General features: G+C 61.0%; 14 protein-coding genes. 3 read left to right on the forward strand and 11 right to left on the reverse strand.

Translation table 11 applies throughout. The features are described from left to right. Positions 1 to 31: 31 nt before the first annotated feature. The 9 genes from JFN93_RS04400 to iorA all read right to left on the reverse strand — a co-directional run bounded on the left by JFN93_RS04400 (position 32) and on the right by iorA (position 9,556). Positions 32 to 790: an ABC transporter ATP-binding protein gene (locus tag JFN93_RS04400; RefSeq protein ID WP_199382782.1), complete on the reverse strand. Its 759-nt coding sequence runs from the start codon at positions 788 to 790 to the stop codon at positions 32 to 34. Further along, the gene (locus JFN93_RS04405; RefSeq protein ID WP_199382783.1) at positions 783 to 1,736 is read right to left on the reverse strand and encodes a branched-chain amino acid ABC transporter permease; all 954 of its coding nucleotides are present in this window, start codon (positions 1,734 to 1,736) and stop codon (positions 783 to 785) included. Before JFN93_RS04405 ends, JFN93_RS04400 begins: the two co-directional genes overlap by 8 nt. 197 nt (positions 1,737 to 1,933) lie before the next feature. Then, positions 1,934 to 2,806, reverse strand: coding sequence for a branched-chain amino acid ABC transporter permease (locus tag JFN93_RS04410; protein ID WP_199382784.1), 873 nt, complete (start codon positions 2,804 to 2,806; stop codon positions 1,934 to 1,936). 9 nt (positions 2,807 to 2,815) lie between these two features. Beyond that, on the reverse strand, positions 2,816 to 3,955 hold the full coding sequence (locus JFN93_RS04415; RefSeq protein ID WP_199382785.1) for an ABC transporter substrate-binding protein: 1,140 nt from the start codon (positions 3,953 to 3,955) through the stop codon (positions 2,816 to 2,818). A 33-nt stretch (positions 3,956 to 3,988) separates the two neighbouring features. Then, positions 3,989 to 5,128, reverse strand: a complete 1,140-nt coding sequence (locus tag JFN93_RS04420; protein WP_199382786.1) for an ABC transporter substrate-binding protein — start codon at positions 5,126 to 5,128, stop codon at positions 3,989 to 3,991. Between the two features lie 175 nt (positions 5,129 to 5,303). Then, entirely contained in the window at positions 5,304 to 5,729 is a 426-nt protein-coding gene (locus JFN93_RS04425) for an ACT domain-containing protein (protein WP_199382787.1), read from the reverse strand. A gap of 19 nt (positions 5,730 to 5,748) precedes the next feature. Then, complete coding sequence (locus tag JFN93_RS04430; RefSeq protein ID WP_199382788.1) at positions 5,749 to 7,053, reverse strand: phenylacetate--CoA ligase family protein; 1,305 nt, start codon at positions 7,051 to 7,053, stop codon at positions 5,749 to 5,751. Positions 7,054 to 7,226: 173 nt separating this feature from the next. Further along, positions 7,227 to 7,805, reverse strand: a complete 579-nt coding sequence (locus tag JFN93_RS04435; RefSeq protein WP_199382789.1) for an indolepyruvate oxidoreductase subunit beta — start codon at positions 7,803 to 7,805, stop codon at positions 7,227 to 7,229. Continuing rightward, the gene (gene iorA, locus JFN93_RS04440; RefSeq protein WP_199382790.1) at positions 7,802 to 9,556 is read right to left on the reverse strand and encodes an indolepyruvate ferredoxin oxidoreductase subunit alpha; all 1,755 of its coding nucleotides are present in this window, start codon (positions 9,554 to 9,556) and stop codon (positions 7,802 to 7,804) included. The genes JFN93_RS04435 and iorA overlap by 4 nt, the downstream gene beginning before the upstream one ends. A gap of 246 nt (positions 9,557 to 9,802) precedes the next feature. Here iorA and JFN93_RS04445 point away from each other — a divergent pair, with 246 nt between their 5' ends. From JFN93_RS04445 to JFN93_RS04455, 3 genes are all read left to right on the forward strand, one after another. Then, on the forward strand, positions 9,803 to 10,138 hold the full coding sequence (locus JFN93_RS04445) for a phage holin family protein (RefSeq protein WP_199382791.1): 336 nt from the start codon (positions 9,803 to 9,805) through the stop codon (positions 10,136 to 10,138). A gap of 244 nt (positions 10,139 to 10,382) precedes the next feature. Continuing rightward, complete coding sequence (locus JFN93_RS04450; protein ID WP_199382792.1) at positions 10,383 to 10,877, forward strand: prepilin-type N-terminal cleavage/methylation domain-containing protein; 495 nt, start codon at positions 10,383 to 10,385, stop codon at positions 10,875 to 10,877. 16 nt (positions 10,878 to 10,893) lie between these two features. After that, positions 10,894 to 11,850 (forward strand): flagellar basal body-associated FliL family protein, encoded by a 957-nt coding sequence (locus JFN93_RS04455; RefSeq protein ID WP_199382793.1) that lies wholly within the window; start codon positions 10,894 to 10,896, stop codon positions 11,848 to 11,850. A 100-nt stretch (positions 11,851 to 11,950) separates the two neighbouring features. Here JFN93_RS04455 and JFN93_RS04460 read toward each other — a convergent pair whose 3' ends face one another. After that, entirely contained in the window at positions 11,951 to 12,718 is a 768-nt protein-coding gene (locus tag JFN93_RS04460; RefSeq protein ID WP_199382794.1) for a tRNA threonylcarbamoyladenosine dehydratase, read from the reverse strand. A gap of 69 nt (positions 12,719 to 12,787) precedes the next feature. Continuing rightward, on the reverse strand, positions 12,788 to 13,615 hold the full coding sequence (gene cysE, locus JFN93_RS04465) for a serine O-acetyltransferase (protein WP_199382795.1): 828 nt from the start codon (positions 13,613 to 13,615) through the stop codon (positions 12,788 to 12,790). Positions 13,616 to 13,761: the final 146 nt, after the last annotated feature.

Here is a 13,761-nt window from a genome sequence, read left to right on the forward strand (position 1 = left end):
TCCCCCTTCGCAACGGGAGACTTGTCGGCTGTTAGTCTTCGCTCTCTCCCAGATATGCCGCGATGACCTCAGGGTTCTCCTGGATCTCCCTTGGAGTCCCTTGGGCAAGCATGGTTCCTAGATTGAGAACGACAATCTGGTCGCAGATGTCCATCACGAGGTCCATGTCGTGCTCGACCAGGGCCACGGTGACACCAAGGTCACGGATCTTCTTGATCAGCTCCGCCAGTTCGGCGGTTTCCCGGCTGTTCAGGCCGGCGGCGGGTTCGTCCATCAGCAGGATCTTCGGCTCCAGCGCCATCGCCCGGGCGATCTCCAAGAGACGTCCTTTGCCAAAAGGAAGCGCCCCGGCCTCGACGTCGGCCAGATCAGGAATGCCGACAAAATCCAGCCATTCCAACGCCTTTTCCCGGATTCGCCGCTCTTCGCTCATCTGCCAGGGCATCCGCAACGAGCAGGCCAGAAAGCCGCACTTGCTCTGGGTATGCAGCCCCACCATCACGTTTTCCAAGACGGTCATCTTGCCGAAAAGCTCGATGTTCTGGAAGGTCCGGACCAACCCGATCCGGGCCCGGCGCTCCGGAGGGAGGGCGGAGATGTTCTTCTCCCCCAGCAGAACGGCGCCCTCGGAAGGGGGATAAATGCCGGTGGCGACGTTGAAGAGGGTCGTCTTGCCGGCACCGTTGGGGCCGATGATGCCGGTAATCGACCCCTCGATGACCGAAAAGGTGATGCCGGAGAGCGCGGTAAGCCCGCCGAATCTTTTGCCGATCCCTTCGAGCCTAAGCATTGCCCCTCCTTGCCGGCACCAGGCGCCGGAACAGTTCAGGGATGCCCCGGACCAATCCACCGGGGAGGTAGATGGTCATGGAGATCAGCAAAAGCCCGTACACGATGATGTCGAAGTCCTGGAAGGCACGCAGCAGCTCGGGAAGCAGGGTCAGCAGCAGCGCACCGAGAATCGAGCCGTAGACGCTCCCCAACCCGCCGATGACCACCATGGTAAGGAGTTCCACCGACACGGCGAAGCTGAACGAGGTCGGGGAAATGAAGGTAACCACGTGGGCGTAGAGGCTGCCGGCGAGCGCGGAAATGAGTGCGGAAAAGGTGAAGACCTGGACCTTCATGATCCGGGCGTTGACCCCCATGACGCGGGCGGCGACCTCGGAGTCGTGGATGGCGCGCAGGCCCCGCCCTACCCGGGAATTGACCAGGTTGAGGGAGAGGAGGATGGCCACCAGGGCAAATCCCCAGACCAGGTAGTAGTTTTTGAGATCGTTGTCGAAGGTGAAGCCGCCGATACTGAGGTTGGGGATCCCGGAGAGCCCGGAGGGGCCGCCGGTAAGATCGACGGTTTCGTTGAAGGCGATGTTGGCGATGATCCCGACGCCCAAGGTCGCCATGGCCAGGTAGTGCCCTTTGAGCTTGAGCACCGGAAAACCGATCAGGAAGGCGAACAGCGCGACCGAGACGGCAACCAACACCATGGCAAGCCAGGGGTTCATCGTGAACTGCGTGGTGAGGACCCCGGAGCCGTAGGCGCCCAGGCCGAAAAATGCCGCCTGGCCGAGCGAGATCTGTCCCGCGTAGCCGAGCAGGAGATTGAGCCCCAGCGCCAGCATACTGTTAACGCCGACGAAGATGAGCACGTTACTGAGATACCCCTTGGCAAAAGGAAGCGGTGCCAGGAGTACCACCAGGCAAAAAACAAGAAACTTGATCTTATCCGATTTCAAAGCGACCTTCTTTTTTTTAGCCACAGACAGAAACCCGCCCCAAAGACGGGGGGTACACAGAAACCCTGCCCCCCCCTTTGACAAAGGGGGGGCGGGGGGGATTTGCTTTTGAGGTGTCAGGTCCTGACTTTACTGAAGATCAAAACCTTAACGGCAAATCCCCCTAAGTCCCCCTTCGCAAAGGGGGACTTGAGGTACTACACCCTTTCGGTTTCGCCCTTCTTGAAAAGTCCCTGCGGACGCACGAACAGAATCAAGAGCAGGATGAAGAAGGCTATCGCATCCTTGTAACCCGACGAGAGAAGCCCTGCCCCGAGAGATTCGAGGATCCCCAGGATAAGCCCGCCCAGGACGGTCCCGAGCCCGCTCCCCATTCCCCCCATGATCGCGGCACAGAAGCCTTTCAGCCCGAGCATGACCCCGACGTCATAGGCGGTCATGGTCAACGGGGCGATGATCACCCCGGCCAGGGAGCCGAGCGCGGAGCTGATCACGAAGGAGAGCAAGACCATCCTCCAGACGCTGATCCCGACCAGGCTCGCCGCACGGCGGTTGAAGGAGCAGGCGCGCATCGCCTTGCCGGTAATGGTGTGGTGAAAGAAAAGCCGGCTTCCGATGATGACCAGGATGGTCACCCCGAAAATCCAGAGATGCTGCGGCAACAACGTGGCGCTTCCCACTTCGATCGGGGTGGTCCCCGAGAAAGCGGGAAGCGCCTGGGTGTCCTTGCCGAAAAGCAGCATCACGACGCCGCGGATCAGGATGGAGGCGCCGATGGTGATGATGATCAGGGAAAGCGGGGTCGCGTTCTTCAACGGGCGGATGGCAAAACGCTCGAAGATGATCCCGACCAGGGTGGTTCCGGCGACCGCCGCGAGGATCGCCGCCAAAAGCGGGAGTTTCAGCAGGGTGATGGCGCAGATGGTCAGCACCCCACCGAGCATGACGAACTCCCCTTGGGCGAAATTGATGATTCCCGTGGAGTTGAAGATGATGGCGAAACTAAGCCCGATCAGGGCGTAGATCGACCCGGTCGCCAGACCGGAAATGACGAACTGTAGCAACTCCATGAAGCCTCTTTACTTGACCAGGGTCCAGCCCTTCTTGCGTACCTCTACCAGGACGAAGGCGTCCTTGTTGAGACCGGCGTGGTCTTTTGCGGAATAGGTGAAGACCCCGCCGATGCCGGCAAAGCCGCGAGTTGCTTCAATCTGGCCGCGAATCGCCGCCGGGGTGGTGGCGCCGCGGGAGATGGCTTCCTTGAGCAGCATCATGGCATCCCAGGCATGGCCGCCGAAGTGGTCGCCCTCGGTCCGGTAGTGCTTCTTGTAATCCCGGATGAACGCCTGGAGAGAAGCCTTCTGCTTGTCGCTTTTGGGGAGCAGATCGGCAACCAGCACCTTGCCGGTCGGCAGGCGGATCCCCTCGGCCGCGTCACCGGCAAGCTCGATGAACTTCTTCGACGAGACGCCGTGGCTCATGTAGACCGGGATGGTCAGCCCGAGCTGCTTGGCATTGCGGGCGACCACCGCCGGACCCGGGTTGGTTCCCCAGCAGATCACCGCCTGGGCGTGCGAGCCGCGGATCTTGGTGAGCTGTGCGGTCATGTCGGTGTCTTTGGGGCCGTAGGTATCGTCGACCACGATGTCGATCCCGTAGCGGCGAGCCTGGGCCTTGAGCTGCTCGCGTCCGGAAGCGCCGAAGGAGTCGGAAACGGTCAGGATGGCGACCTTGGTCTTGCGCTCCTTTCTGAGCTCTTCGAAGATACGGGCCACCGCGAGGGAGTCGTTCTGGGCGGTCTTGAACACCCACTTTTTCACCGGATCGGTGATCTTGATGCCGGCGGCGCAGGAAATCATCGGAATCTGGGCTTTTTCAACCACCGGGATGACCGCCATGGTATCCCCGGTGGTACTGGGACCGATGATGGCGACCACGTGGTCGTTCTTGATGAGCTTGTTGGCGAGCTGCACCGCTTTGGTGGCGTCACCGCCGGTGTCGTAGGTGATCAGCTCGATTTTCTGGCCGTGGATGCCACCGGCGCGGTTGATCTCGTCGACGACCATCACGGCGGTGTTACGCTCCGGCTCACCCAGAAAAGAAGCGGGACCGGTGACGGCGAAAAGGGCGCCGATCTTGATCGGAGCTGCGGCAAAGGCCTGCGACGCGGCAAGGATCAGGGAGAACCCTACAAGGCAGGTCGAAAGCAGTTTTCTCACGTTGGTACCTCCTTAGTATTGGTGCAACCTGGCTTAGTGCATGATGACCCAGTCGCCCTTGCGGACCTGGACCATTTCGAAGGCGGAGAGATCGAGGCCGTTGTGGTCGGCCGCGCTCATGTGGAAGATGCCGGAAACGCCGACCATCTTGCCGTTTTTCTCGATACCGTCGCGGATCGCCGCCGGGGTCTGGGCGCCACCCTTCACTGCGGCCGCAATGAGCGCGAACCCGTCGTAGGCATAGCCGCCGAAGGTGGAGGGCTCGACGTTGTAGTTTCTGCGGTAGGAGTCGGCGTATTCCTTGAGGACTTTGGCCTGGGGATCGTTTTTCTTGAGGAGGTGGTACACGGCAAGCTTGCCGGCGGGGAGCATCACCCCTTCGGCAGCTTCGGGGGTGGCGAGCTCGATGTACTTCTTGGAAGCAACGCCGTGGCTTTGGTAGACCGGGGTCTTGATGCCGAGCTGCTTGATGTTGCGGGTGATGACCGCCGGACCCGGGTTGGTCCCCCAGCAGATGATGGCATCCGGCTTGGCCGCCTTGATCTTGGTGAGTTGGGCGGTCATGTCGGTGTCTTTGGGACCGTACACTTCGTCGGCGACGATCTTGAAGCCGCGCTTGGCGGCCATCTGCTTGAGCTGCTCGCGGCCGGAAGCCCCGAAGGCGTCGGAAACGGTGATGATGGCGAGGGTTTTCTGCTTGGCTTTCTGAGCCTGGATCAGGATCTTCTCGGCGGCGACGTGGTCGTTGGCCGGGGTCTTGAAGACCCATTTCTTGACCGGGTCGGTGATCTTGATGCCGGCGGCGCAGGAGATCAGCGGAATCTGCTCCTTTTCGCAGACCGGGATGACCGCCATGGTCTCGCCCGTGGTGCTCGGACCGACGATGGCGACGACCTTGTCATTCTTGATCAGCTTGGTGGCGAGCTGGACCGCCTTGGTGGCGTCTCCGCCGGTGTCATAGACGACCAGTTCGATCTTGGAGCCTTTGATGCCCCCCCTGGCGTTGACCTGTTTGACCAGCATTTCCAGGGTGTTTTTTTCCGGCTCACCGAGAAAGGAGGCGGGACCGGTGACCGCGAAGAGGCCGCCGATCCGGATCGGAGCGGCTGCGAAGGCGGCGCTGGTGCAGCAAAGAAGCACGAAACAACAGACAAGCCCTACTAGTTTCCTCATTGACAACCTCCCGAATGAATGCAAATGCAGCAAGGGTCTTCGTGGACCCCACGAAGCAATAACCCATGCTGCGGACAATAGCAGTGACGTGCGCGGTAGCTGGGCTCCTTGGATGAGGTGGACGGAGTGGACCGATTAAAGCCTTTCCCCGATCCCCGACCCCCGATCCCCGCTTTTAATACAGCCTTTCCCCCGGCAGGATCGCGAACCCCTTGCCGGTCAGGGTGGTAATGGCGCGCTCGGTCTCCTCGAAACGGAAGATCATGACGGCGTTCTCGCCGGAGCGCTCCACGAAGGCGTACATGTACTCCACGTTGATGGACTCGCCGTCCAGCACCTGGAGCAGTTCGGCCAACCCGCCGGGACGATCGGGAATCTCCACCGCGACGACTTCGTTCTTGCTTACGGTGAAGCCACGCTCCTTGAGCACCCCCTTGGCCTGCTCGGCGTCGTTGACGATGAGGCGCAGGATGCCAAAGTCGGAAGTGTCGGCCAGGGAGAGGGTGCGAATGTTGATGCCTGCCTCCCCGAGGATGCGCGTCACTTCGGCCAGCCTGCCGGACTTGTTTTCGATGAATACGGAGATCTGTTCTACGTGCATTCCCGGTTCCCCCTTATTTTTAAGCCTTGGGCCTGTTGTCGATGACTCGCTTTGCCTTGCCTTCGCTGCGGGTGATGCTCTTCGGCTCGACCAGGCGTACCTTGCAGGTGACGCCGAGCATCTCCTTGATCTTCTTCTCGATCTGGAACGAAAGCGCCTGCAGGTGCTTGATCTCGTCGGAGAAGATCTCCTCGCCGACCTCCACCTGGACCTCCAGGGTATCGAGCATGTCTTTGCGGTCGACGATGAGGACGTAGTGGGGCTCGACCCCTTCCACCCCCATGAGGATCGATTCGATCTGCGACGGGAAGACGTTGACGCCGCGGATGATGAGCATGTCGTCGCTGCGGCCGCTCATCCGGGCGATCCGGGCATGGGTCCGGCCGCAGACGCAGGGCTCGTAGGTAAGCGAGGTGATGTCGCGGGTCCGGTAGCGGATCAGCGGGATCCCTTCCTTGGTGATGGTGGTGATAACCAGCTCCCCTTTCTCACCTTCGGGGAGCACCGCGCCGGTCTCGGGGTTGATGATCTCTGGGATGAAGTGATCCTCCCAGATGTGGAGCCCCTTCTTGGCGGCGGCGCACTCGATGGCGACGCCGGGGCCCATGATTTCGGAGAGACCGTAGATGTCGACGGCGGAGAGGTTCAGCTTGCTCTCGATGTCGTTGCGCATCGCCTCGGACCACGGCTCAGCGCCGAAGATCCCGACCCGCAGCTTGAGCTGCTTGAAGTCGATCCCCTCTTCCTTGGCCGCCTCGGCCATGAACAACGAATAGGACGGGGTGCAGGTGAGGACGGTGGAGCCGAAGTCCTGCATGATCATGATCTGTTTCTGGGTATTTCCCCCGGACATGGGGATGACGGAGGCCCCGAGGCGCTCGGCGCCGTAGTGGGCACCCAGACCGCCGGTGAAAAGGCCGTAGCCGTAGGCGTTGTGGATGATGTCGCCCTTGTGGACCCCGGCGGCGACGAAGGAGCGGGCCATGAGCGCCGCCCAGTTGTCGATGTCCTTTTTGGTGTAGCCGACGACGGTCGGCTTGCCGGTGGTGCCGGAGGAGGCGTGGATGCGGACGATCTCCTCCATGGGGACGGCGAACATGCGATAGGGATAGGAGTCGCGCATGTCCTGCTTGTAGGTGAAGGGAAGGCGCTGCAGGTCGGCGAGCGACCTGAAGGAATCGGGAGCGACTCCCGCCTTGTCGAGGGAGTCGCGGTAGAAGGGAACGCAGTGGTAAACGCGACTGACCATCGCCTGCAGCCGCTTGAGTTGCAACGCCTGGATCGCCTCACGCGGCAGCGTCTCGAACTCCTCGTCGAAAAACATCTTTCCCCTCCCAGTTTGACAATAAAAAATACAAGCCGAAAAGCGTCGATCTCAGCACAGCGGCCCTCCCCCGTCAAGGGGGTGGAAGGAGGGGGAGGGGGATATTCGAAGTCTAGCTTTAACCCCATCCTCACCCCGACCCTCTCCTTGAAGGAGAGGGAGGATTACCGAACCTAGAGGTTTCTTCCGGCGGCGAACGCCTTCAGGTTCACTTCCAGCGCCTTTTTCGGGACCATGCGCTCGATCGCTTCGAGCCAGTAGCGCTCCTCGAGGTTCAGGCGCTTGGAAACCGCGCCGAGCAGAACGGTGTTGGCAGCGCGCGGGTTCCCCGCCTCGTTGGCGAGCTTCAGGCCGTCGACCAGGATGAAGTCGGGAAACTTCTGGGCGATCTTCTGGTCCAGCCCCTCGGGATACGCCTCGTTACCCATGAGTACCGACGGCGGCGGGATGCAGAGATCGTTGGCAACGACGGTGGCGCCGGGACGCAAAAGCGGCAGCGACCGGTAGCTCTCCATCAGCTCGAACCCGAATAGGAGGTCCCCCTCCCCTTCCGGCACGATCGGCGAGAAAACCTCTTCGCCGTAGCGAACATGGGAGACGACGCTCCCCCCGCGCTGGCTCATGCCGTGGATCTCGCTCTTCTTGACGTCGAAGCCGGCCAGCATGCAGGCCTCAGACAGGACCTCCGAGGCGAGCAGGATCCCCTGCCCCCCTACCCCAACCAAAAGCACGTTCGTCACTTTGCCGCTCATTTCGCCACCCCGATCGCCGAGAATTTGCACAGCTGCCTGCAGACGTCGCACCCATTGCAAAGCAGCGGGTCGATTTTCGCCTTGCCCTTCTTGCCACTGTCGGGGACCCACTCGATGGCGGGACACCCGATCTTCAGGCAGGCGCGGCAGCCGACACAGGCATCCTCTTCGACGCAGAGGGTGTCACCTTTGGTGAAGACCCCTTCGGTCTTGATGAGGACGCAGGGCTTGTCGGTGATGATCACCGACGGTTCGGGGCGCTCCATCTCTTCCTTGATCACCTTTTCGCACTCGGCAAGATCAAGCGGATTGATGGTGCGGACGTGCTTTACGCCGATCGCCTTGCAAAGCATGGTGAAGTCGATGGCGTTGGTGGCCTCGCCCATGAGGGTGTGGCCGGAACCGGGGTTTTCCTGGCGGCCGGTCATCGCGGTGATCCGGTTGTCCAAGATGATGATGGTGGCGGTGCTCTGGTTGTAGACCAGGTCGATCAGGCCGTTCACGCCGGTATGGAGGAAGGTCGAGTCGCCGATGACGCCGACCACCTTCTTGCGCTCCTCGGGGCTCACCACCTTGCTCGCGCCGGTCGCCATCCCGATGGAGGCCCCCATGCAGATGCAGGAATCCATCGCGGAAAGCGGCGGCATGAAGCCGAGGGTGTAGCAGCCGATATCGCCGCAGACGTAAGCCTTGAGCTTGTTGAGGGTGTAAAAGACGCCGCGGTGCGGGCACCCCGGGCACATGTTGGGCGGACGCCCGGGAAGTTTGTCTACGGCGGACTCGGCACTGGCCGGCAGGCCGAAGCCCTGCTTGAGGCGTCCCGGGGTGAGCTCGCCGCAGAGGGAAAGGATCTCCTTGCCGGTCACCTCGATTCCCATCGCCTGCACCTGCTCCTCGATAAACGGGTCGAGCTCCTCGACCACGAAGAGCTTTTCCACCTTGCCAGCGAACTCGCGGATCAGGTCATGGGGAAGCGGATGCACCAGGCCGAGCTTGAGGACCGACGCCTCGGGGAGGACTTCACGGACGTACTGGTAGGAAACGCCGGCGGTGATGACGCCGACCTTGGTGTCGCGCATCTCGATCCGGTTTACCGCCATCGACGCGGCATCCTGGGAAAGCTGCACCAGGCGCTCTTCGACGATCTTGTGGCGCACCCGGGCGTTGCCGGGGAGCATGACGTACTTGGCCGGATCCTTGAAAAGCCCGGTCTGGGGAGTCTGCGCCACGTTGTCGTCCAGTTCCACGATCGATTTACTGTGCGAGATGCGGGTGGTGGTCCGCAACAGCACCGGCGTGTCGTATTTCTCGGAAAGTTCGAAGCCGAGCTTGGTGAAATCCTTGCACTCCTGGGAGTTGGAGGGCTCCAGCATCGGGACCTTGGCGAACTTCGCGTAATTGCGGTTATCCTGCTCGTCCTGGGAGGAGTGCAGCTCGGGGTCGTCGGCGGTAACCAGCACCAGACCGCCACGGACGCCGGTATAGGAAAGGGTGAACAGCGGGTCGGCGGCCACGTTGACCCCGACGTGCTTCATGGTGACCAGGGTCCGGGCGCCGCCGAAGGAGGCGCCGATGCCGACTTCGAGGGCGACCTTCTCGTTGGTGGCCCAGGCTGCGTCGATCTCGGGGTAACGGGTGATGTTTTCGAGGATTTCGGTGGAGGGGGTGCCGGGATAGGCGCTGGCTACCTTGACGCCTGCTTCATGGGCGCCGCGGGCGATGGCTTCGTTGCCCGAAAGGATCTGCTTCATGTGAATGTTTCCCTCTCTGGATACATGGGTTGAAGTGCGAAATATACAGGAGTATTGAAGATTGTGTCAACATCAACTTGCGTTTTAGTAAGGGTTGTGAGTGCTGCTTTTTCTCATTGCAGCAATTAGTTCAGAGTTTTAACCTGAGGGAAACAAGCGAAGGCAAAAGCTACGACATTGGTCCGAAAACGGATACGGTATACTGTTCCGGTTCCCCGGAAAACAAAGGCGCGAAGGAGCCCCGACATGGTCCATATTCTCCTGCACTGGCTGATTTCCGCAGTCGCCATCATCATCACCGCGTACCTGCTTCCCGGCATCCGGCTCTCCGGGTTTGGAGCGGCGCTTGCCACCGCGGTCGTCCTCGGCTTCATCAACGCCTTCATCCGGCCGCTGATCCTCCTGCTCACCCTGCCGTTCAACATCCTCACCCTGGGGCTCTTCACCCTGGTGATCAACGCGCTCCTCATCCTGCTCACCAGCGCCCTGGTCCCCGGCTTCCAGGTGGCCGGGTTCGGTTGGGCGCTTTTATTCAGCGTGGTTTTATGGCTGGTAAACCTCGTCCTGAGGCTGCTGCCGTGACGGATGTCGCTCGGGCTTGGCAAGCGGCATCCGCCTCCCCCGTCGCCTCGACCAGGGAATTATTTTTTTCCCCGCCGGGGAAATCCGGAGATATTTCTGAAGTTTTTTCTCCTGTTGCCGATAAATGGCTGGTAGCGGAACAATTTTCCAACGACTGCCGGCTGGGCAGTCATTGCGTACTGTCTCACCTAACGAGTGTTCAATGAAGAAAAACGCCGCGACATATTCAAAGAGAACCAGGGCAGTGAGCGCAGCAGTGAGAAGCCGCCTCCTTCCAGGCGACCGTTTGCGCCGGAAGAGCCAGGGCGGGTTCACCATGGTGGAGCTCGTGATCGTCGTCGCGATCCTGATCGCGCTCACCCTCATGGTTTTACCGACCCTCAAGACCATGAAGGACCTGGCGCGCCAGACGCGGGCGATGGAGGAGATCCGGGACATCGAGAAGAGCGTCAATGCCTACGCCATCGACAAGGGTGTCCTCCCCAACAACCTGAGCGAAATCGGTTTGCAGGGTGGGGTGCCGCTGGATCCCTGGAAGCGTCCCTACGTCTACGTGAACCTTGCCAACGGCGGAGCCCCCCGCAAGGACATCGCCCTGGTCCCGCTCAATACCGACTTCGACCTCTACAGCATGGGACCGGACGGGGCCTCCGCCCTCTCCCTGACCGATTCCACCAGCGCAGACGACGTGGTGCGCGGCGCCAACGGCAGTTTCGTTGGGACCGCCAGCAAATATTGATAGGTGATAGACGCCGATGAAGTGTTCCTGCCCAAAATGCCATGCCGAAATTGAGCTCAACGTCGCCGACGTGACCGAGGCCGGCACCCCCGCGGACTGTCCACTTTGCCAAGCCAAGCTCGTGGTGCACCGCGAGTCGTTCGGCGCCCGGGTCTACCGTAAGGCCGGCGAGATATCGTGCGGCAACTGCGGCGAAATCCTCGGTCCCCAGACCTACTGCGCCTCCTGCGGCACCAACTTCCCCGATTACTTCGTGGTGAGCCCCGGTCGGAAACCACTGAGCAAGGTGAAGAAGGTCAAGCTCAGAAGCAGCCCCTTCAGCAAGCAGATCTCTTTCGGCTGGACCCTGCCCAAACTCCAGCCGACCGCGCCGCGGGACTCCAAACCCTCCGGAGCACGTCCGGCCGCAAAGAAAGGCCCGGCGGCAAGCAAGCCGATGGTATTGATCCTGGCCGGGATCCTCGTCCTCGTCCTGGCGGGAGGAGGCTACTTCTATTACTCCAGCCGCAAGGCGGCCGCGGAATACACCCAGAATTTCATCAACACCGCTTATTGCATGCAGACTGCGGCGGATCGCGGGCTCAAGTCATGCGCCAAGCTCGCCGCCGACGCCAAGACCAAGATGGACGCCGGGCAGACCGCCCCCACCAGGCTTGCCGTCGACGAGGAGCGCGACCTTAAGACCCTCAAGTCGCAAATCGAAGCTCTGATGCAGAAGATGAAGGAGCCGCCCGAGAAGTACGTTCCGGCCAATGACAAGTTGGGGCGGCTGTACAGCTCGTATCTCAAGGTCAACAACCTTGCGCTCAATCCCCCTGCCGTTCCCAGCATCCTCGCCGATTCGGCCACCAAGGTCGAAGGTGATTACCAGAGGGTGGTCAAGGACTTCAAGTCCGGCCTCCCCGAGGATCTGGTCAATGAGCTGCGCCAGGCCTCCAAACGGCACCAGAGCCTGAAACCACTGGTCGACTGACCAGGCAGCGACATAGATCGAAACAAAAAGACCCACCGGCAGTCGCCGTGGGTCTTTTTGTTTGCTCGCCGGGCGGGCACCCCGTGCCCACCGTCGATACCTACTCCCCGATCAGATCATTCACCACGACGCCCGCCATGGTAAGCCCGAAAATGGAGGGGATGAAGGAGATGCTCCCCAGGATGACGCGCCGGTGCTCGCAGGAGAAGCGCTGGTCGTCCTTGTTGGGACAGATGCAGTTCCCCTTGCAGCCGCCCGCCTGCTCTTGCTGGGGCCGATACTCCTCGGTGGAGTACACCACTTTTACGTCGTGGGTGATCCCCTTCTTTTTCAGAAGCTTGCGAACCGAGCGGGCCATGCGGCACTTCTGGGTCTGGGAGATATCGGCGACCTTGATCTGGGTCGGATCGAGCTTTGCCGCGGCCCCCATGCTGGAGATGATGGGAATATTGCGCTCCCGGCAGCTCTGGATCAGGTGTAGCTTGCTGGTGATGTGGTCGATGGCGTCGACCACGTAATCGTAGGGCCCCTCCAGAAGGAAGTCACTGTTCTTCGCCTCGTAGAAATCCTGGTAAGGGACGACCTCGGTCTCCGGGGAGATCAGGCGCATCCGTTCGGCCATGACCATGGCCTTGGATTTGCCGACCGTGCCGTCCATGGCATGCAGCTGGCGATTTACGTTGGTAAGGCAGATCTCGTCGAAGTCGACGATGACGATCCGGCCGATACCGGCCCGGCAGAGGGCTTCGGCGGCGTAGCTGCCGACCCCGCCCAGGCCGAAGATGGCAACGGTGGAGTTTTTCAGTTTTTCGAGTTTGTCGCGGCCGATGAGGAGTTCGGTGCGGGAAAAACGGTGCAGATGGGACATCTAGTTTCTTTCTCCTACGGATACCTTGGTACTGATTCCGATCACTATCTACAGCTCACGGTTTAATGACTACCGCGGGCAGTCGCTGCACCCCTTGCCGTTTTCCTCGAAGACCTGGTCCATGATCAGTGCCGGTTCTTCCGCGGTCGGCTTGCCCACCACCCGGGCCGGAACGCCGGCCACCGTGGCATGAGCCGGAACCTCTTTCAGGACCACGCTCCCCGAAGCGACCTTGGACCAGTCGCCGATCTTGACGTTCCCCAGGATTTTCGCGCCGGCGCCGATCAGGACGCCGTTACCCACCTTGGGATGCCGGTCTCCGCTCTCCTTGCCGGTCCCCCCGAGGGTCACCTCGTGCAGCATCGACACGTCGTCACCGACCACCGCGGTCTCGCCGATCACCACGCTGGTGCCGTGGTCGATCAGGATCCCCTTCCCGATCCGCGCCGCCGGATGAATATCCACCGCGAACATCTCGGAGATCCGGTTCTGCAGGTAGTACGCAAGCGGCTCCCGGCCCTGTTCCCAGAGCCAGTGCGCGATGCGGTAAGACTCCAGAGCGTGGAATCCCTTGTAATGCAAAAAGGGCTGGGCCAGCCCGCGGGCCGCCGGATCACGGTCCAGAACCGCCGTCAGGTCGGCGCGGATCGCCTCACGGACCTCGGGAGCGCCTCCGAGCGCCTCCTGGATCACGTCTCTAAGCGACATGGCGGCAAAGTGCGCCGAGGCGAGTTTGGACGCCAGCAGGTAGGAAAGCGCATCCTCCAGGGACGCGTGGTTGAGTACCGTAGCCTGCAGGTAACTGGCGAGCATCGGTTCCCGGTGTGCAATATCGGCAACCTCGTCGTGAAGCCGGTCCCAGACGGGATCCTCACCGTCGCGGCTTTTTGCGGTCATAATCCCTACTCCTTTTGCCTTAGAGAAAAGGGCAATGAAATAAATTTGCTGTAGTATAGCCTATTCGAAAAAAAGGTGCTCGTACTTTCTTTCTGGAATAAAAGGCACAGAAACTGGTAAAGAAAGGAAATAGCAGTCTCATCAAT

This window comes from Geomesophilobacter sediminis, assembly GCF_016458275.1.
In the GTDB taxonomy this organism is placed as follows: domain Bacteria; phylum Desulfobacterota; class Desulfuromonadia; order Geobacterales; family Geobacteraceae; genus Geomesophilobacter; species Geomesophilobacter sediminis.

Bases quoted from the DNA above. Each gene is read 5' to 3' on its own strand.
- JFN93_RS04410 (WP_199382784.1), bottom strand. From the start codon at position 2,806: ATGGAGTTGCTACAGTTCGTCATTTCCGGTCTGGCGACCGGGTCGATC.
- JFN93_RS04400 (WP_199382782.1), bottom strand. From the start codon at position 790: ATGCTTAGGCTCGAAGGGATCGGCAAAAGATTCGGCGGGCTTACCGCG.
- JFN93_RS04460 (WP_199382794.1), bottom strand. From the start codon at position 12,718: ATGTCCCATCTGCACCGTTTTTCCCGCACCGAACTCCTCATCGGCCGC.
- JFN93_RS04455 (WP_199382793.1), top strand. From the start codon at position 10,894: ATGAAGTGTTCCTGCCCAAAATGCCATGCCGAAATTGAGCTCAACGTC.
- JFN93_RS04420 (WP_199382786.1), bottom strand. From the start codon at position 5,128: ATGAGGAAACTAGTAGGGCTTGTCTGTTGTTTCGTGCTTCTTTGCTGC.
- cysE (WP_199382795.1), bottom strand. From the start codon at position 13,615: ATGACCGCAAAAAGCCGCGACGGTGAGGATCCCGTCTGGGACCGGCTT.
- JFN93_RS04435 (WP_199382789.1), bottom strand. From the start codon at position 7,805: ATGAGCGGCAAAGTGACGAACGTGCTTTTGGTTGGGGTAGGGGGGCAG.
- JFN93_RS04445 (WP_199382791.1), top strand. From the start codon at position 9,803: ATGGTCCATATTCTCCTGCACTGGCTGATTTCCGCAGTCGCCATCATC.
- JFN93_RS04425 (WP_199382787.1), bottom strand. From the start codon at position 5,729: ATGCACGTAGAACAGATCTCCGTATTCATCGAAAACAAGTCCGGCAGG.
- JFN93_RS04430 (WP_199382788.1), bottom strand. From the start codon at position 7,053: ATGTTTTTCGACGAGGAGTTCGAGACGCTGCCGCGTGAGGCGATCCAG.
- iorA (WP_199382790.1), bottom strand. From the start codon at position 9,556: ATGAAGCAGATCCTTTCGGGCAACGAAGCCATCGCCCGCGGCGCCCAT.